The following is a 17,694-nucleotide window of genomic DNA, read 5'->3' on the forward strand; positions in this document are numbered from 1 at the left end:
AGATTGAAATTAAACCTTTGTAGAACGAGCCTGCTCAAAGGCCTGCTTTAAGCCTTCAAGCCAATCTCGATGTTTTAACAGCATTGAGGCAGCTTTAACGACTAGCTGGTCATTCCCTGTCATTAATGCTTCACAATGCTTAACTTCTTGCGCAGATAAGACAGTGGCTTCCGTGTTGAATTTCATGCCATACAGCACATAGAGGAAATTTTTATGATCGAACAACTCAAAACGCCCAAAAAAATCAGATGCATGGGGAGGCCTTAAAGCAAAACGTGCAAGTCGCTGATGTAGCTCCTGAGATATAGTCTCACTGTTTTTATTATCGAGCCAGAAATCCGAATCTGTTCTATCAGAAATGCAATAGTGCAATTTGATAAAGTCCACGACTCTTTCCCACACATAGGTCGTGACCTGATTATAGTGCGGCGTGAGCACATCGATATCTTCCAAATGTCGAGGGAAATTACGTGCAAGTAATTCAGCAGAAAAGTCCGATACCAATATCGATGTTGCTTCTAGCGGTTCCACAAAGCCTTGTGCTAAACCTAATGCAACACAATTGTGGTGCCAAAATGTTTCTCTGTAGCCAACCTTCATTGGAATCTTACGCGGATTAAATTGAGCTCTATCGACATTTAGATAGTCGGCGTATAAGCCTAACGCTTCATCATCACTCATGTGGCGACTAGAATACACAAAACCAGTACCACGCCGAGTCGTGAGCGGGATATCCCAAATCCACCCCGCTTTATGGGCCGTCGCAGTGGTATAGGGGTTAATCTCCTCATCGGCGCCCAGTGCAACCTGCTGAACAAGTACGGTATCAGTTAGTAACTCATTGGCTTTGCTCACAAAAGGCACTTTGAGGGTTTTATCGATTAAAATTGAAGCAAATCCACTGCAATCCACATAAAAATCAAATGCAAGTGAAGTATCATCCGCAGTCACTAAATGGGTAATTCGGCCGGATTGACAAACTTCGGCACCTTTAATCGTGGCAAATTGGTGCTTTACGTTAAATCTCGACTTAGCGTTGTTAGCGAGAAGCCCTGCAAATTTCAAGGCGTTGAAGTGATAGGCATAGGACAGTGCGCCTTCATAATCGCCAGAACCTTTACGTTTAGGCGATAATCCTAATTCACAGATCCGAGCTTGGATCCCTACATCATCAAACGGCCGAGCGGCAGCATTTGCCAGCCAATAGTTCGACACATCGACACCCGCCGGGTAGGGTGTATCAAAACTATGATAGTAATGATTTTCTCCATGTTGTTTAGGATCTAACCAATTAACAAATTTAATCCCTTGCTTAAAAGTTGCATCGCAAGTAAGTAGCATCTCAGCCTCTGAAATACCAAAACACTTTAACCCTTTGGCAAGATAAGGCACACTTCCTTCGCCCACGCCAATGGTCGGCACGTCTAAAGATTCTATCAGGGTGATCTCGATTTCAGGGTCGTGAGATAACTCTGCGCCCAAATGGTTTGCGGCTAACCAACCCGCTGTACCGCCACCAATTATTGCTATGCGTTTGATTTTCATCGACTTTGGCTCATCTATAAAAAAGCCCAGTCGAAACTGGGCTTTTAGACTTAACTAGGTATTAGAATACGAAACTTGCACCTAACTTATAGGTCGTTTCGCCTTTAAATGACCATGTTGGGAAATCGTCTTGTAGTGCAGGTTTAACTTCCGTACCTACACCCGCTGCACCATATTGCACATCGTCTTCAGCGGTTAAGTTAACAATTTCAAGACGTAAAGCAATGGCTTCTGTCACGTTCCAGCCTAAAGTCACATCCAGAGTACCAAAGGCATCGTGCATGCGGTTACCATAGTATTTACCGTATTCACGAACCATGTACTCAGAACGCCAGTTATAAGCTGCACGAGCTGAGAAATCATCATTTTCCCAGTAACCCACTAAGTTAGCACTGTGCTTAGAGGACTCAGTAAACATACCAATGTTATCAGTGTACACTTCAGCAGGAGCGGTACCATCAGCGTAGGTATAGTTGGCGTTAACACCGAAACCATTTTCGAAAGCGTGGTTTAACTGTAACTCGATACCATCGATCTCACCACCACCCGCGTTTTCATAATTGTTTACAGTCCAATTATCGGCAGGGGTTTCTAAGTCATTGTTCACGACGCCAATCTGTTGATTATATTGGGTAGTTGCCACAATGAAGTTACTGATATCTTTGATAAAGTATGTCGCAGAAACTAAGTTGCCATCGCCATAATAGTATTCAAGGCTTAAGTCAGCTTGTGAAGACTTCATTGGCTTTAAGCCAGGATTACCGTAGGTGATCTCTTCGTTACCACGTCTATCATCTGGATAACCAGTTGATGTTGATAAGAACAAGTTATCGTAGTTAGGGCGAGTAATTGCTTGTCCTGCTGACATACGTAGGATCAAATCAGGCGCAAGATCGAAAGAGATGTTAAAGCTTGGCAATACATCGCTGTAGCTATCGCTGATACTATGGATCTCTTCACTCCAACCTTGGTTCACACCTAAAATGTCTGCAGGCGAGTTATCGATGATATGACCGCTAGAAGTCACGTCAGTTTGGATATAGCGTAAACCGAAGTTACCACGGAAACCTTCACCATCGAATGAGAACATACCGTACATCGAGAAGTTATCTTCTTCGATGAGGCCGTAAGCTGAACGGCTATAAGCAAATTGGTCAACCAGAGATTCAGTCGCGTTGATCATTGCATCCAGATCGGCTTTAGGAATAGTCCAACCGTCGTAACCTAATTTCATGGTGCCGCTGTAAAGATCTGAAGTCTTGAACTCATTCTTCTTAGCAGGATCGTAAATTGCACGGTATTCACTCTTTTCAAATTCATGTTGAGTGTAACGCACGCCGGTTTCAAACTTATTGATAACACCAAAATCTAAATCAAAATCAACATCTAACTGCAGATAAGTTTCTTCGTCAGAGTTAGGACCTTTTATACCAGTCCAAGTTGAAGTGCCCACTGTAGTGTCTAGCTGATCTTGGGTGAATCCCATGTCGCGGCCATTGATATCAATTTGCTTGCCCGTTGCATCAACGGTACCCGCCCATTTCACCTGACCAAACTTGTCACCCCACCAACCATAACCAAAGTTAGCACTCATCTGAGTACCACCTTCAGCCTTGGTTTTACCCGCTACACCAGAGATAGCAAAACCGTCACCTCTATAGTCCGCATTTAACTCAAAGGTATCAGACGTCATTTCACCTTTACGTGCCCAGTTTTGGAAGAACACGTTAGATGGGTCACTTTCAGGAGTGACGCTCAGAGTACACACACCCGCAGCGTTAAACTGTTTACAGTGAGAAGCACCTTCACCCCAGTTTGTGTCGGTTTCGATATACATGTTGGCACCAATACTATCAGCACCAAGCTTGAGTGACAGTACGTGAGCACCAAACTCTAAATTGTCTGTTGGACGGAATTGCACAGTTGCATCGAGCGCAGTACGCTCTTGTTCTTGCAGGAAGCTTGATGGTTGAACTGAAGAACGGCCACCCCAGTCGAGATCCGCTTCAGTACCAGTACGCAGATATTCACGGTCAATGTATGATCCAGCAAGTAAGACACCGAAGGTTTCATCGTCGTTTTTCCAGCTATATAAGCCAGATAACTCAGGTGCAACATCTTCGTTCACTGAACCATATTCACCTTTAACAGAGGCAAATACAGAGTTAGCGTCCATATCTAACGGTTTGCGAGTCTTAACAATGACAGTACCGCCGATACCACCCTCAACGAGGTTAGCTTGAGTAGACTTATACACTTCCATACCACCAATCAGTTCTGATGGCAGCATAGAGTAGTTAAATGAACGGTCGACGTTCATTTGATCATACCAACCTGTTGAGGCAACGTTTTGACCATTCAGCGTAGTCAACGTCATTAACGGATCGGTACCACGAATAGAAACTGAGCTACCTTGACCAAATGTGCGGCCAACAGTCACACCAGGAACGCGGCCTAAAGCTTGACCTACGTCAGAATCAGGGAATTTACCGATATCTTCAGCCGTTACTGCATCAACAACCGCATTTGAAAATCGTTTTTCGTTGATATTGGCTTTGTTTGAAGCACGAATACCACGCACTTCAATTTTCTCAATATTTTCAGGCACTGCTGCCGCAGCGGCTGCTTCAGCCTCTGCCGCAATAGCACTGATTGAAACAGCGCTGCCGAGGAGGATAGCAATGTTTGTAGCTAGTACACTTTTCTTAAAGGATGATGGTCGCATCTCGTTTCCCTTCCATAACTTTATTATCGTTTTAGTATTCATAACCATTCCGATGGAATGACAACGCTGTCATGTCTAGTGCAAACATTACACAATAATTAACAGCCTTGCCACAACAAAATAACTCTGGACGAAAAAAAATGTCATAAAGTGAGGCGTTGAGAAGGGTAAATCTAATATATTCAAGCAAAAATAGACACTTAAGCATTCTGACGTAAAATTACAACTTATAACCGAGTGTTAACAGTTGAAAAATGCCTCAGTTTGTAACAATTCGGCATTGCTATACGCGGTAAATGCTCGCACTATAAGAAGCATAATAAAAAGTGAGCTGACAACGCAGTCTGCTTGTAAATTGCACCTGAAGGATTTAGGTTCATCTATTAGCTAGCCCTTCGCACATTTGAATAAAGAGTTTGTAGATCAATGAAAGTCACTATCAACGACGTCGCTAAATATGCCGGAGTGTCAATCAAGACGGTTTCCCGCGTAACCAATAACGAACCCTCGGTAAAACAAGCCACGGTTGATAAAGTGAACGAGGCCATCAAGGCATTAAACTACCAGCCCAATCTCGCCGCCAGAAACCTTGCTGGCACAAAATCCTATGCCATTGGTTTTATTTATGATAATCCCAACGCTTATTACATTATCGATATGCAAAACGGGATTTTGTCGGCCTGTAAAGATAAAGGCTATGAGCTGGTTATTCATCCTTGTAACGCAAAATCTGACAGCATTTGCGATGAACTGACTCAACTAGTGAAACATTCGCGACTGGCAGGTTTAGTATTAACACCACCTCTTTCTGAAGATCCTAAAGTCCTTAAAGCCTTAAGCGACATTGACGCCAACTATGTGCGAATAATTGCCGGCGAAGGTGGTAAAGAACAAGATGGGCTGACGATTTTAGTCAATGACAAATTTGGTGCGGTGGAAATTACTCAGCATTTGATCGACTTAGGCCATAAAGAAATTGCCTTTTTAAGTGGCGATCTACACCACGAGTCCACCAAAGAGCGGTTACTTGGTTATAAACAAGCATTAACAAAAAATCGCCTGCTTCTGAATGAAGATTACATAATTGAAGGAAAGTATTCTTTTGAGTCAGGCGTGGAAGGAGCGAATACACTGATCAAATTAAAGAACCGCCCAACAGCGATTGTTGCCTGTAACGACGAAATTGCAGCAGGGGCACTTTTTGCTGCTCGTTTAGCAGGGCTAGATATCCCTGGCGATCTATCCATTGTCGGCTTCGAAGACAGCCCATTCTCACGCCAAACTTGGCCAAAACTGACAACTGTACATCAACCTAACGCTGAAATCGCCCAAGTGGCGACAGAGTTGTTAATCGCGAAACGCCGTGAGCAAGATGCTAAATTCGCCAAAACATTTACGCCAGAGCCCGTGATCCGAGACTCTTCTGCCTCTCCCAAAAATTAGTTTTCAGCCCGGCTAGGCATAAAACAAAACAGAGAGCCAAGGCTCTCTGTTTTGTTTTCAATTAATGAGTTAATGCAATTTCAGCTTTGGCCTTTGCCATTTCAGTAGCTTTTGCGCAATGCGATAAATAATTGCGGAGAACCAGCCATAAAGGCTCGCTAAGTGTCTTTGGTATAACGAGATATACATGATCCTGGCGATATGTCCTTCCACGAAGAAAGTCCCTGAACGCAAATTCCCCATTAGATTGCCTACTGCAGAAAAACGGCTTAAAGACACCAGAGAACCATAATCCTTATACACAAAAGGCTTTTCCGCCTTCCCTTGTAAACGATTCACAATATTCTCATATAAGGTATCCGCCATTTGTGCTGCCGCTTGAGCGCGCGGTGGCACAGGTTGGCCGGACTCTAGAATTAATAGAGCGCAATCTCCAAGCGCATAAATATCTTGATGACCTTTTACTCGCATACAAGCATCAACTTCCACTTGATTGCGCGGCGTAATGGGTAACTTAGAAAAATTTTGAAATGCTTTGGGCCCTTTCACACCAGCCGCCCACACTTTAAGCCCTGCTTCGATTACATCACCATCTTGAGTAATAAAGCCATCGCGGGTGACTTCCTTAACCTGCACCCCAATATGCAAACGGATGCCAATTTTATCCAATACCGCTTGAGCTCTTGCGCTCACACGTTCGGGTAACTGTGGGAGAATTTTTGGTGAGGCTTCAATAAGATGTACATCAAGATGATGCTTAGAGATATTGAGGTAGCCATACTCTTTCACCGATTCAATGACATGGTGAAGCTCTGCGGCTAACTCAACACCTGTAGCGCCAGCGCCGACAATACCTATACTGACTTTCTCTTGTGTTTCATTGAGTCGTAGTAATGCATCTAATAACTTTTGATGGAATAAGTTAGCGTTATCTAAGCTATCAAGGAAAATACAATGTTGCTCAGCACCAAGGGTATTAAAGCTATTAGAGACCCCACCTAAGGCTAGCACTAAGTAATCATATTCAATCTGTCTGGGCTCAAGCAGCAATTCACCCGAGTCACTATAAACTGCGGCAAGTTGGATTGTTTTGGCATCGGGTTCACACTGCTCAATTTCGCCACGAATGTATCGGTAACCATTCTTAAGGCCATGATCTCGATACAATAATCCCTCTATTGACTGGTCAATAACCCCAACAGCTACTTCGTGTAATTTTGGCTTCCAAATATGGATTGGGCTTTTATCAATTAAGCAAACATCGACTACATCACTGCCACCCAACTTACGGCCTAATTTTGAGGCTAGCGCTAAACCCGCGGCACCTCCACCCACTATCACGATCCGTTTAGTAGCCAAAATAACAACCTCAACAAGCCTATTTAAGTGGCTAAGTTATATCATGGAACAGATAAGAGATAACTACTTTAGTCTAACTAAACAGAGAATTTTGCATTAAAGATATTTCAGAAACAGAAAGGCTTAGTCCCATCAATCATAAATTTTAAGCAACAAAAAGGGGCCTAATGGCCCCCTCTGGAAACGGATAAATCACACTGCTTCTTCGTTTTCTTCACCAGTTCGAATGCGGATAACACGTTCCACATCAGTCACAAAAATTTTGCCATCGCCGATCTTACCTGTGCGTGCCGTTTCAACAATAACATCAATGGCTTGGTCGACTAAATCATCCTGAATGACGAGTTCAATTTTAACTTTTGGCAAAAAGTCGACCATATACTCAGCACCGCGATAAAGCTCGGTATGCCCTTTTTGACGGCCAAAACCTTTTACCTCAAGCACTGTCATCCCTGTGATACCTATCTCAGCAAGTGACTCGCGTACATCATCCAATTTAAAAGGCTTAATAATCGCTTCAACTTTTTTCATCAAACATTCCTTAGCACTTGCTTACAGAGAATCAATAGAATGCCATTAGCTTACACGGGGTTAAGTGATTATTGAAGTATAGGCGGTGCTTTCCTCATAAAACACAGTTTCTATAAAACGATTCTTAGTACGTAAAAATCTATAAAAAACACTACGACCTCATTGCCGCCTTCCTATACTTAGACTTTAGTAACAATGCAGGATTGAGCCCAAATGAATCAGAGCGAAGATTTTGGGAAGATTCTAAAGCTGTGGCCAAATTTAGTTGACCACTACAAAAGGCTCCACACGTTCGCAGGATGCGACCCCTAAAACAAAGGAACTGTTATGAAAGCACAACAACTTGGTTTTAGCTTGATTGAACTTGTCACAACACTATCCATCTCCACACTACTCCTTAGCATTGGTGTTCCGACATTTACTGATATTAAAGACAGTATTAGAGCGGATTCAAATATTAAGACAATCCAGCAAACACTTGTATTTGCACGTAATACCGCTATCAACTACGGATATAGAGTAACGGTTTGCCCCTTAATTGACGGTCAATGTCATGAAGACTGGCAAAAAGGCATTTCAGTTTTTACGGACTCAGGTACTGCAGAAACACTCGATTTAAATGACAAAGTGATAATGACTCTAGATGAGTTTGATAGCCAAGATTTTATAAAATATAACCGTAGTTCTGTTAAGTTTCAGCCAGATGGACTTGCATCGGGGGCAAATGGTACATTTAAATATTGTCCAAGAACTGTTGATAGTAAAAACTCCAAAGCAGTGGTCGTAAATCAAGCTGGACGAGTTCGTATATCAACTGCCAAAAATATTGATTGTCGCTAAAACACTAAAAAACCTAAAAAACCTAAAAAACCTAAAAAACCTAAAAAACCTAAAAAACCTAAAAAACCTAAAAAACCTAAAAAACCTAAAAAACCTAAAAAACCTAAAAAACCTAAAAAACCTAAAAAACCTAAAAATTATAAAGAAATAGAATAATAAAACAATTGGTTATATAAATTTATCTTAAACAGATAGTTACTGACCAACAAGTCACTCTCGCATATACTTAATTAAGTTTAAGCGAGGATTACTGCATGTTTACTATATCCAAGGGATTTACCTTAGTTGAGTTAATGGTCACCATTGCGGTTGCTGCTTTGTTGCTATCCATTGGAGTACCATCATTTACTGCGATATATGAAGCGACCCGCGGAGCCAATGAGATACAAAAGATTAATGACCTCTTTGCCTTTGCCCGAAATCAAGCAGTGAATTATGGTACGACAGTAACAGTTTGCCCCTACGCATCCAATCCCTGTGGTAATGATTGGAGTAAAGGGTTTAGTGTTTATGTCGAACGTAATGGCGCCAAGAAGGTACTAAAGATAATAGATGGATTTAACTCAAAAGATACTATTTCATTAACAGGCCCAACAGATAAAACCGTGAATTTTACATCCGATGGTTTGGTATCAACAGAAACATCAATCATCTATTGCCCAAGTGGTAAAAGTGATGCTTCAAAAAGCATTAAAATAAGCACGTCTGGTCTTATAAAAGAAGATGACGAGCACAAAAGTTGTTCATAACCTATGTATGGTTCATTATTGATAGACAACTAATTAAACATTAATAACAGTTTGATAGTGAAAATAACTACGGATAAAAAAGCCTAAAATTTTTTAGGCTTTTTTATCATGTTTACCCCGTCATAAATAGCTTTGACACTTTCAAACTTTTTTAAAGATATATTTATCTTGGGGTTAACCGGTCCAGCTCTTGAGCCTTGCTACTACTAAATTTTGCACTAAGCTCAACACATTCTTCAACAGTGTTTATATAGAATTTTTGCCCATCATTCGACTGACGAAGTGACCCAACAAGACTCGCCATACGTAAACTCATTTCACTGGTTTTCCAGCGATAAAATGCAATTTCAGCATCCTTTTTTGATGTTATATAGCATTTAAAGTCTTGTTCTGTTTGACCACTCGCAACTGCAGCCCAAAGATGACTAGACGTTAGCACCAAAATAGTTGTGATCAATAATTTTTTCATTTCCAACACTCCGCACTGGGACCTTTAGCCCCTGTATCAGTAATGGTCAAAGGGGAACATGATGAATCTCGACTAGCCTGTATTCCTTGCGCGACCGCTTTTAGTGTAAATGATGACGTACCACTTGATGTGACAGAGTAATTTCCATGTTCAGTTATATAAGGGTCTGCACCTATAAGCTCAGATAAGTCAGTCGTATACTTACGATTATCTAAGTAATACTGCTCTTGCAAATTGGCTAATCTCATCAACGCAGACAATCCCTCAGCTCTCGTGCTTTGAGCCACATAGCGAGTATAAGAAGGATATGCAATTGCAGCCAAAATCCCGATAATGACAACAACTATCATCACTTCGATTAAGGTAAAACCTTTGTATTTGATATTCATATAAAAATATTTACTCATTAATATGATAGTAAATTTTATTCACGCCTAAACCAGAAGCGACATTTATCGTGCCACTGTATTCACCATTTTCATTTTTATCGCCTTTACCAACACCAATAATATAAATATAAGGATCTTTACCAGTCTCAGGTGCAGGGATCACGATTTGAGGAGTATCGGGTACACGTTCTCCAAGTTCATAGTATAACTGAGAAAATGACCTAGTTCCTTTATGTAAATCAAACGCATAGAGTTTACCAGCACCAGAAACAAGGCATACGTTATCCGCAACAGAGTCAGCTGGTGGAGAATATGATGTGAAGTACACCTTCCCCTGAACAATAAGCGCCGCGGTTAAGCTCTTCTCACCTAACCCCGAAAAGTCATAAAACCAACCTAACTTAGTACTAAAGCTAATATTATCGGATTCTGAAGTGGGTGCACTTGATGTAACATCATACAAGTTATTGATAGTAATGGTAGAAGGCACATCACTCCCAGTAAAACTCTTAGTGACGACGTTACGATCTTGAAGCATAAAAAACATATCATTAACGTTTGTACTTGAAGGACTAGGCCTCATCCCACTACCCACAGCAACAGCATCATAAGGCACATTTTGATATGTTTTCGTTGTGACAGTTTCACTCCCTGTTGTCACGGATACTTCCGATAAATTTGTAAACATTGTTTGAGCAACAACAGGCTCAGCGAAGAACCGTCGATTATCACTATTTGTACCACCCAATGAGGCAAATTTGAACGCAGTCCAAGTATCGATGCTTGCACTCGGTAAATCCATACGCCAAATGTTACCAGTAACATCCGATGCATATATACGGTCTGTATAACCATCGTTGTTGCTATCAAGCACTGCAACTGAATTAGGAATACTGCCTTGGATACCAGGCAACACAGTTGCCCCACTCGCCGATCCACCAAAAGAATGGATCAGCGTTCCCTTTTGTGCATCAACAATATATACAACACTACCTAATGGCGAAGTCGTCGGTGTAGCATCAAAGCTCACATCATAACCTCCACCAAAAATTAATACCGGTTTATCGTAACCAACGATTTTAGTCACAATAGGTTCCGACCAGGTCTGACCTAGATCAGCAAAACCATCGGAAGAAGGATTAATTGTCCACATAAGAGATGGGCTGTCTGGATTAGATACATCTAGAGCATAATAAGATGATCCTCCACGCCGCATACCCACAAAAACCCAAGCCTTGTTTACTTTACCGGTAGAATCCGTTTCGGTATAAGCTACGGGAGATGAATCCATTCCATATACTGTGTGTACACCAGATGGGTCATTGGTTCGAAGTTCATATAAATTAGGGAGAAGTTCAAAAGGAATAAATCCCCATGTTTCGGACACAGATTCTCCACCATCCTTAAACATATGTAATACACCTTGGTTAGTACCAAGAATGATTCTGATATCAGTTGCCGTTTCACTACCAAAATTCAATGCCAGTGGTTTTGAATGTAAAGGGTCGCCCATAACATCACTGCGTTTATCAGTTGTACTACCGTTTTTATTGTCATCATCAACATCAATACCTTTTAACCAATCTAGAGTATTTGCGACTTCATCAATACTGGTTCTCATAAAGGTAGCTAGAGCTTGATCGCCACCAGCAGCACTTTGTGCATTAGATAACGTAAGAGGAGACAAACTATTTGCTCCTCCTAAATTACTTAAAATGGTTCGACTCGCTTGACTCTTAATTTGAGCAGCAGCACCACCTACCTCTACCTTATTACCATCTTTTTGGCTGGCGCAATCGGACCAAATCGTACAAGCGGTATCTTTAATATTTCCGTTATCAGCAATAGCCGCATTTCCTTGACTATCAACTAAGGTGCCATCAGCTGTTACTTTAAGTTTCTTTAAATTACCACTCCAGCGAGGACCTTTACCTGGTAAAAACATCGCATAGTAAGCAGCATCAAAAGTTTGTGTTCTATCAAAGTTATTACTCGCAATACTTGGAGAAGTAAAACTCGAGTCTATATTAAGAATATTTGATAACGCATCATTAAGGGCATTTTGTAATTCTAAACTATTCTGAGCTGCAAAATATAAGCCACCACCACGTTTAGCTGTTTCCGCTAATAAGGGGGCCGCATCCTCTGCGCCTTTACTAAAACCAATAGTGTAAGTGCGCACATTTTGCATTTGCTCCGTGTTAGAGCTATCAAGTTTATTGATTAGATCATTATTGAACATATAACTTGCTAATGCAGGTAAATAACTAGGCGAACTTAAACCCTGAGAAAATGATGAATAATCACCGCTTTTACTTGCTGTAGCAGTTAAACTTTTAACATCGTTATTAGCACTTCCATCAACGGTTGGTGAGCCATCAGTAACATAAATCACATAGGCAATATCAGTACAAACTTTAAATGGGCTGCTGTAAGTACCGTTTTTTTCTACAGAAGTATCATAAGGAGGGCGATTGCCTACATAAGAGCCATAATCGGTATCCGCGTGTCCAAAAACAACACTTTTACCAGCAAAATAACGATAGGCTTCGTACATAGTTTCACACAAAGGTGTATTTGTTTTAGCAGGCAAACCGTCAATAGTATTGAGTAAACTTGCTCGTGAGGTATCTGTCATTTGAGTGATACCCGAAACTATCCGGCCACCATCCCTATTCCCCTCATTAGGATAATTGTAATTAAATACAGCCAACCCAAAATCGACGGTTGGGGTAGAATTAATAATGTTAGAAATCGCCTTCTTCGCAATCTCTAACCTTGAAACTTTTACGGTTGGCAACCGTCCTTCTTTAGACAACCAATACCACCTTAAATAGTTATCTGTATAAAAAGTGACAGGCTGACCAACACCAAAATCTGTATTTTTCGCTGCGGCTAAGGCATCAGCCCAGGTATTACTAGGAGAAGCAGATGTATAGTAGGGAAATGCCTTTTTTCGTCTACCTGAACCAGTAGTTAAACCGTTAGCGGGAAAACCATTTGAATAAGAAGATGAGTTCCGAGGATCAACTTGAGAAATATCTTCCCAACAATCAACTACCTGAATATTGCGACCATCTGTCTCGGGAAACTCTTTCCATACCCCCGTAGTCCCACTTGAAGTGAACTCGCGAATATAGCCTGTAAAACGGCCATATTGATCCAATGCAGCTTTACTTTGATTACAACCGTTTATCGTAGCATCAAAATATCGTCTATCTGAACTGGTATCCGGCTTTGGTAATGCTCCGCCTCCCACGGTGTAATAGATTCGATCGCCACTGTACCCTGAACCACTAATAGGGGGATAGTCATAATCGGGATCATAATCAATCACCTGAGTAATTTCTTCGGTAGACATACTTCCCGAGTTATCAAAAATAACCAAGACTTTAGGTCTAGCACCCGTGCGAGTTGTCGACTCTTTAACATATAATTCAGTGTCATCGCCAAAGGTTGATATTGACGTGACAGCCAATGCAAGCAATGTACACAAAGTGAGTTTTTTAGTTAGCATATCTTAACTCCCTGTCAAAACTTCTTGCTCGACTCCCGCAACAACGGTGAGCTGACCTAAATTATCACGGCCAAAATTAGCTGTACTGCTAATTTCAACCCGTCGGCAACTGATGATGTTTCCACTATTCGCTTTTGTACTTCGTTGGCATCCAACATCTTTGGCGCCAATAATCACATTTCCACCAGCATCAACCTCAAATGGAATAGGTGTTAAGGTCTGTTGAGCACCAAACTCAGTGCCAGTAGAGACATTTGATAACGTTGCTAAACTCGTACCTTTATTCGCTTCTATAGCCGCTTCTAAGCCGCCATCGGCGATGGCTTTAGCTTCTATTCGCTCAGACCCCGCACCTGACATTCGCATAGATTGCGTAGAATTTACCGCTAAAGCGACACCTATGATGGTCATTAATAGTAGGACTATGAGTGCGAAAAACAGTACTATTCCTTTTTGCTTTCTCATCCCTTTACCCTCTAATTTCTAATTAACACCGGATTGGCAAGCACCATCGTTGTTGAAACAACTTTTCGCCGATAATGGTCATTTAATCCTTTTATTTCCTTATCGCCTAAAGTGTAAGTCGTATCATTTGTATAGCTTTTATCTTCATCGATTGCTCTAACTAATAAGAAAACCCTAACCGCAACTAAACGCTGAAATAATTCATTATCCCACATTAACGTAGTCACGTTTTCGGCGGGCATAAAACTATCAGCAGTATCATCGCCATCATTATCAAAACCATAGAGAATACGCATATTCTCTATCCCCTCAACTAATTGTTCTTCGTTATTCATGCCATTATTTTTAGTGAGTGTTTTACGTCTTAATACTGGCACAGAGCCGTCATTTTTTATGAAGTATATATGATGCTGATACTCCCAGAAGCGGGCATTTTCAAGTGCAGGATTAGGAGGGTTTCCCCCTTTAAATAACACTGCTTCACTTGAATTGACTGCCATATAATAACGTTCACCATTAGGGTTAGTAACTGGCGGCCCAATAAGCCTTTTAATTTGAATAACATCCGTATTCGGATTAACACCATTTAAGCAAGTCAAACTCTCTGCACTTTTGCCAGCTTCATATCCCCAAAGACGTCTAAAGTGTGCAGGCTCGGCGTTAGGCAATGTACCGTTGTTAACACCAGCACCAATACAATCATTGGTAATGCCGTCTCTTAGCGCCATATTCGTTCCAAGAATAAAGTCCGTTCCCGTAATATCCCCCATAAAACCAAGTTGGGTAATATCTCTTTCCATCAACGCCAAGGCAATCCGGCCATTCTCTTGTAGTTGGTTGAATTGACTAGTCGTTACCACATTTGAAGAAGACATACTAAACATGGCGAAAAGCCCTAGCGTAAGAAATAGCCCGATAAGCATCGAAACCATTAACTCCACTAACGACATTCCCTTTTGAAAATTCGTCATTTTGTCTGCTCGCCTAAATAATCACTGTTGATACGACAAAAAGACGTCGACGAGTGCCAAGATCTTCACCACATTCATTACCAGTGTATGTTGTGCCTGCGCCCTCACGAATGCCTCTCCATGCCACGGCAACAGTCACCGTCGTTCCATCAATGGCTATACAAGCTGTTGGAGTATCTAATCCACCGACATTTTGGCCATCAACGATTTCTGCAGCGCCCATGAAACTCTGTTCCCATTGATAAAGATCCCAAGCTTCAGTTTCAGCAGGCGTACACAAACTGACCGCCCCAACAACAACATCACATGCTTTACTCGGCTTAGCCAGTGTTCCAGTATATTCGCCACTATAATTAGCTAATTGAGTTCGATTCAGTTTCATTCTATTAATAATGTCATTTGCATAGTATGAAGCTTGAGTTTGTTGGAAAGACTCAAAACTGCCACGTTTAGCAACGACATGTAAATTAAAAATACCAATTAAACCAATCACGAGAATCACCAATGCAACTAGAACTTCAATTAATGAGAAGCCCAGTCGATATTTCCGCTGTGTCAATCGTTCGAATTTAGTCATATTTTTGACAAACTTTTCAGTCTTTTACCCTTTATAAATCTTAATCTTACGATAAAAATATTATTAGCAGTTAATAATAGATGAGTAAAATGTAAGTGGCCAGTAACAATAGCATATAAGCTGCAATCTCATTATGCTTTGTTTGAATTTAGTCATACTTAGACAATAAAAAAGAGGCCATTGGCCTCTTTCAATTTACGACTATTTTCTACATCAATTAACGTAGTTCAGCAGGTACGGCAAAGACGGTATCTTCTTTGCGCCCTTCAACTTCAGTAACGACACTCGGTGCTAATTTTGCAATCGCTTGAACCACCTGCTGAACCAGCACTTCTGGTGCCGATGCGCCAGCGGTCACTGCAACTTTTGTCACATCTTCAAACCAAGATGAATCTATATCATCTGCGGTATCAACCAGATAAGATTGAGTTCCGGTTTTCAATGCCAATTCACGCAAGCGGTTAGAGTTAGAGCTGTTTTTCGAACCGACCACAATTAACAGATCCACATCGGCCGATAAGTTACGCACCGCATCCTGACGGTTTTGCGTCGCGTAACAAATATCATCCTTACGTGGGCCTTCGATGGATGGGAAGCGTTTCAATAAGGCGCTGATGATATCGAGTGTATCATCGACCGAGAGCGTTGTTTGAGTCACGAAGCAGAGGTTATTAGGATCGCGAACTTGTAAAGTCTCGACATCTGCCGGGGACTCAATCAGATAAACACCACCATTGGGGTTATCGTATTGTCCCATGGTGCCTTCAACTTCAGGATGCCCCGCATGGCCAATCAAAATACATTCAATCCCCTTGCGACTCGCACGGGTGACCTGCAAATGCACTTTGGTGACTAACGGACAAGTCGCATCGAATACTCGCAACCCACGCGCCTTAGCCTCGGCGCGTACCGCCTGAGAAACCCCATGCGCACTGAAGATAACAATATTGTTATCCGGTACTTGGTCTAACTCTTCTACAAATACGGCACCGCGATCCTTCAGATTTTGCACCACATAGCGGTTATGCACGACTTCATGGCGAACATAAATCGGCGGCGAAAATAACTCGAGCGCACGCTCAACAATGCTAATGGCGCGATCCACACCAGCACAAAAGCCGCGAGGATTAGCCAGCATAATATTTAAACTTGGGCTGGTAGGATCAAATTTCATCTTACAGTACCTTCACCACGTCGAGTTCAAATGTCACTTTGTGTCCCGCTAGAGGGTGATTGAGGTCGACCGTAATCGAATCGCCCGCAACCTCACGCACAATGCCGGGGATCTCACTGCCGCCAGGACCAGCAAAACTCACGATAACGCCAACTTCAAGCTCCATATCGGCTGGAAAGCGGGTTCTATCCATATAATGAATCGCATCGGGATTTGACTCACCAAACGCATCGACGGCTTCAAGCGTAAAGCTGTGCTTGTCGCCTTCATTTAAGGAAGCAAGCTGCGCTTCGAATGCAGGGCTTAAAGTACCATCACCGATATTTAAACGTGCTGGCTTACCCGAGGCTTTAGTGCTGTCGGCGGTTGAACCATCTTCAAGCACAATATTCATATGGCACAATAACGAACGTGTCACAGTCACTACTTCACCTCTTCGGTTTTATCTTGTTCTGATTTGCTGTTAAAAAACGAATCCCAAATGATTAGCACTGCGCCGATAAAAATCGCGGAATCTGCGATATTAAAGGCCGGATAATGGCTCTTACCCCAATAAAAATCGATAAAATCCACCACAAAACCATGCATCAATCGATCGATTAAGTTACCTAGGGCGCCACCAATCACTAAGGTGTAAGCCAAATTTAACTTCCATAGGGATGCCGATTGCTTGCGCAGCCACACAGTCAACAAGGTACTGAAACCAACGGCCACTAGGGTAAATAACCAACGTTGCCAACCGCCCGCTTCACTTAAGAAGCTAAATGCGGCGCCATAGTTACGTACATAGGTGAAATTAAAAAAAGGTAATAACTTCACCGATTCGAACAAATCAAAATTGGCTAAGACCCATTGCTTGGATAGTTGATCGGCCAAAAACACCAATACAACTACCCAATACCAACGTAAGCCACTGTCTTTCCAAGTTAATGGCATACAG

The 17,694-nt window shown here is 41.8% G+C and carries 16 protein-coding genes; 3 read left to right on the forward strand and 13 right to left on the reverse strand.

Annotated features, from left to right (window positions below; genetic code table 11):
* Window positions 1–9: 9 nt before the first annotated feature.
* Together EYR25_RS18820 and EYR25_RS18825 are read right to left on the reverse strand one after the other, a co-directional pair.
* Entirely contained in the window at window positions 10–1,545 is a 1,536-nt protein-coding gene (locus EYR25_RS18820; protein WP_133182160.1) for a tryptophan halogenase family protein, read from the reverse strand.
* Window positions 1,546–1,606: 61 nt separating this feature from the next.
* Window positions 1,607–4,270 (reverse strand): TonB-dependent receptor, encoded by a 2,664-nt coding sequence (locus EYR25_RS18825; protein WP_133182162.1) that lies wholly within the window; start codon window positions 4,268–4,270, stop codon window positions 1,607–1,609.
* Between the two features lie 426 nt (window positions 4,271–4,696).
* Here EYR25_RS18825 and EYR25_RS18830 point away from each other — a divergent pair, with 426 nt between their 5' ends.
* Complete coding sequence (locus EYR25_RS18830) at window positions 4,697–5,713, forward strand: LacI family DNA-binding transcriptional regulator (protein ID WP_133182164.1); 1,017 nt, start codon at window positions 4,697–4,699, stop codon at window positions 5,711–5,713.
* A gap of 69 nt (window positions 5,714–5,782) precedes the next feature.
* On the opposite strand, the gene EYR25_RS18835 is transcribed toward EYR25_RS18830, so the two are convergent.
* Window positions 5,783–7,072: an NAD(P)/FAD-dependent oxidoreductase gene (locus tag EYR25_RS18835; protein ID WP_133182166.1), complete on the reverse strand. Its 1,290-nt coding sequence runs from the start codon at window positions 7,070–7,072 to the stop codon at window positions 5,783–5,785.
* A gap of 192 nt (window positions 7,073–7,264) precedes the next feature.
* On the reverse strand, window positions 7,265–7,603 hold the full coding sequence (glnB, locus tag EYR25_RS18840) for a nitrogen regulatory protein P-II (protein ID WP_011073353.1): 339 nt from the start codon (window positions 7,601–7,603) through the stop codon (window positions 7,265–7,267).
* A 327-nt stretch (window positions 7,604–7,930) separates the two neighbouring features.
* Between glnB and EYR25_RS18845 the strand changes: the two genes are divergently transcribed.
* Entirely contained in the window at window positions 7,931–8,443 is a 513-nt protein-coding gene (locus tag EYR25_RS18845; protein ID WP_023267610.1) for a GspH/FimT family pseudopilin, read from the forward strand.
* 254 nt (window positions 8,444–8,697) lie between these two features.
* Window positions 8,698–9,192 (forward strand): GspH/FimT family pseudopilin, encoded by a 495-nt coding sequence (locus EYR25_RS18850; RefSeq protein WP_023267611.1) that lies wholly within the window; start codon window positions 8,698–8,700, stop codon window positions 9,190–9,192.
* A 163-nt stretch (window positions 9,193–9,355) separates the two neighbouring features.
* Here the strand turns inward: EYR25_RS18850 and EYR25_RS18855 are convergent, their stop codons facing one another.
* From EYR25_RS18855 to lspA, 9 genes are all read right to left on the reverse strand, one after another.
* Window positions 9,356–9,661: a TapY2 family type IVa secretion system protein gene (locus EYR25_RS18855; protein ID WP_023267612.1), complete on the reverse strand. Its 306-nt coding sequence runs from the start codon at window positions 9,659–9,661 to the stop codon at window positions 9,356–9,358.
* Complete coding sequence (locus EYR25_RS18860) at window positions 9,658–10,050, reverse strand: type IV pilin protein (RefSeq protein ID WP_133182168.1); 393 nt, start codon at window positions 10,048–10,050, stop codon at window positions 9,658–9,660. The genes EYR25_RS18855 and EYR25_RS18860 overlap by 4 nt, the downstream gene beginning before the upstream one ends.
* Before the next feature lie 10 nt (window positions 10,051–10,060).
* On the reverse strand, window positions 10,061–13,567 hold the full coding sequence (locus EYR25_RS18865; protein WP_133182170.1) for a pilus assembly protein: 3,507 nt from the start codon (window positions 13,565–13,567) through the stop codon (window positions 10,061–10,063).
* A 3-nt stretch (window positions 13,568–13,570) separates the two neighbouring features.
* Entirely contained in the window at window positions 13,571–14,032 is a 462-nt protein-coding gene (locus EYR25_RS18870) for a pilus assembly PilX family protein (protein WP_039978390.1), read from the reverse strand.
* Between the two features lie 11 nt (window positions 14,033–14,043).
* Window positions 14,044–15,003, reverse strand: coding sequence for a PilW family protein (locus EYR25_RS18875; protein ID WP_023267616.1), 960 nt, complete (start codon window positions 15,001–15,003; stop codon window positions 14,044–14,046).
* 13 nt (window positions 15,004–15,016) lie between these two features.
* Complete coding sequence (gene pilV, locus EYR25_RS18880) at window positions 15,017–15,580, reverse strand: type IV pilus modification protein PilV (protein ID WP_023267617.1); 564 nt, start codon at window positions 15,578–15,580, stop codon at window positions 15,017–15,019.
* A gap of 217 nt (window positions 15,581–15,797) precedes the next feature.
* Window positions 15,798–16,754: a 4-hydroxy-3-methylbut-2-enyl diphosphate reductase gene (gene ispH, locus EYR25_RS18885; RefSeq protein WP_133182172.1), complete on the reverse strand. Its 957-nt coding sequence runs from the start codon at window positions 16,752–16,754 to the stop codon at window positions 15,798–15,800.
* 1 nt (window position 16,755) lies between these two features.
* On the reverse strand, window positions 16,756–17,178 hold the full coding sequence (gene fkpB, locus EYR25_RS18890) for an FKBP-type peptidyl-prolyl cis-trans isomerase (RefSeq protein WP_133182174.1): 423 nt from the start codon (window positions 17,176–17,178) through the stop codon (window positions 16,756–16,758).
* The gene (lspA, locus tag EYR25_RS18895) at window positions 17,178–17,690 is read right to left on the reverse strand and encodes a signal peptidase II (protein WP_011623704.1); all 513 of its coding nucleotides are present in this window, start codon (window positions 17,688–17,690) and stop codon (window positions 17,178–17,180) included. The genes fkpB and lspA overlap by 1 nt, the downstream gene beginning before the upstream one ends.
* Between the last annotated feature and the right edge of the window lie 4 nt (window positions 17,691–17,694).

Source organism: Shewanella decolorationis (assembly GCF_004354305.1).
Lineage (GTDB): Bacteria > Pseudomonadota > Gammaproteobacteria > Enterobacterales > Shewanellaceae > Shewanella > Shewanella decolorationis.

Coding starts and splice junctions, on each gene's coding strand:
- EYR25_RS18820 (WP_133182160.1), bottom strand. CDS start 1,545: ATGAAAATCAAACGCATAGCAATAATTGGTGGCGGTACAGCGGGTTGG.
- EYR25_RS18825 (WP_133182162.1), bottom strand. CDS start 4,270: ATGCGACCATCATCCTTTAAGAAAAGTGTACTAGCTACAAACATTGCT.
- EYR25_RS18830 (WP_133182164.1), top strand. CDS start 4,697: ATGAAAGTCACTATCAACGACGTCGCTAAATATGCCGGAGTGTCAATC.
- glnB (WP_011073353.1), bottom strand. CDS start 7,603: ATGAAAAAAGTTGAAGCGATTATTAAGCCTTTTAAATTGGATGATGTA.
- EYR25_RS18845 (WP_023267610.1), top strand. CDS start 7,931: ATGAAAGCACAACAACTTGGTTTTAGCTTGATTGAACTTGTCACAACA.
- EYR25_RS18850 (WP_023267611.1), top strand. CDS start 8,698: ATGTTTACTATATCCAAGGGATTTACCTTAGTTGAGTTAATGGTCACC.
- EYR25_RS18855 (WP_023267612.1), bottom strand. CDS start 9,661: ATGAAAAAATTATTGATCACAACTATTTTGGTGCTAACGTCTAGTCAT.
- EYR25_RS18860 (WP_133182168.1), bottom strand. CDS start 10,050: ATGAATATCAAATACAAAGGTTTTACCTTAATCGAAGTGATGATAGTT.
- EYR25_RS18865 (WP_133182170.1), bottom strand. CDS start 13,567: ATGCTAACTAAAAAACTCACTTTGTGTACATTGCTTGCATTGGCTGTC.
- EYR25_RS18870 (WP_039978390.1), bottom strand. CDS start 14,032: ATGAGAAAGCAAAAAGGAATAGTACTGTTTTTCGCACTCATAGTCCTA.
- EYR25_RS18875 (WP_023267616.1), bottom strand. CDS start 15,003: ATGACGAATTTTCAAAAGGGAATGTCGTTAGTGGAGTTAATGGTTTCG.
- pilV (WP_023267617.1), bottom strand. CDS start 15,580: ATGACTAAATTCGAACGATTGACACAGCGGAAATATCGACTGGGCTTC.
- ispH (WP_133182172.1), bottom strand. CDS start 16,754: ATGAAATTTGATCCTACCAGCCCAAGTTTAAATATTATGCTGGCTAAT.
- lspA (WP_011623704.1), bottom strand. CDS start 17,690: ATGCCATTAACTTGGAAAGACAGTGGCTTACGTTGGTATTGGGTAGTT.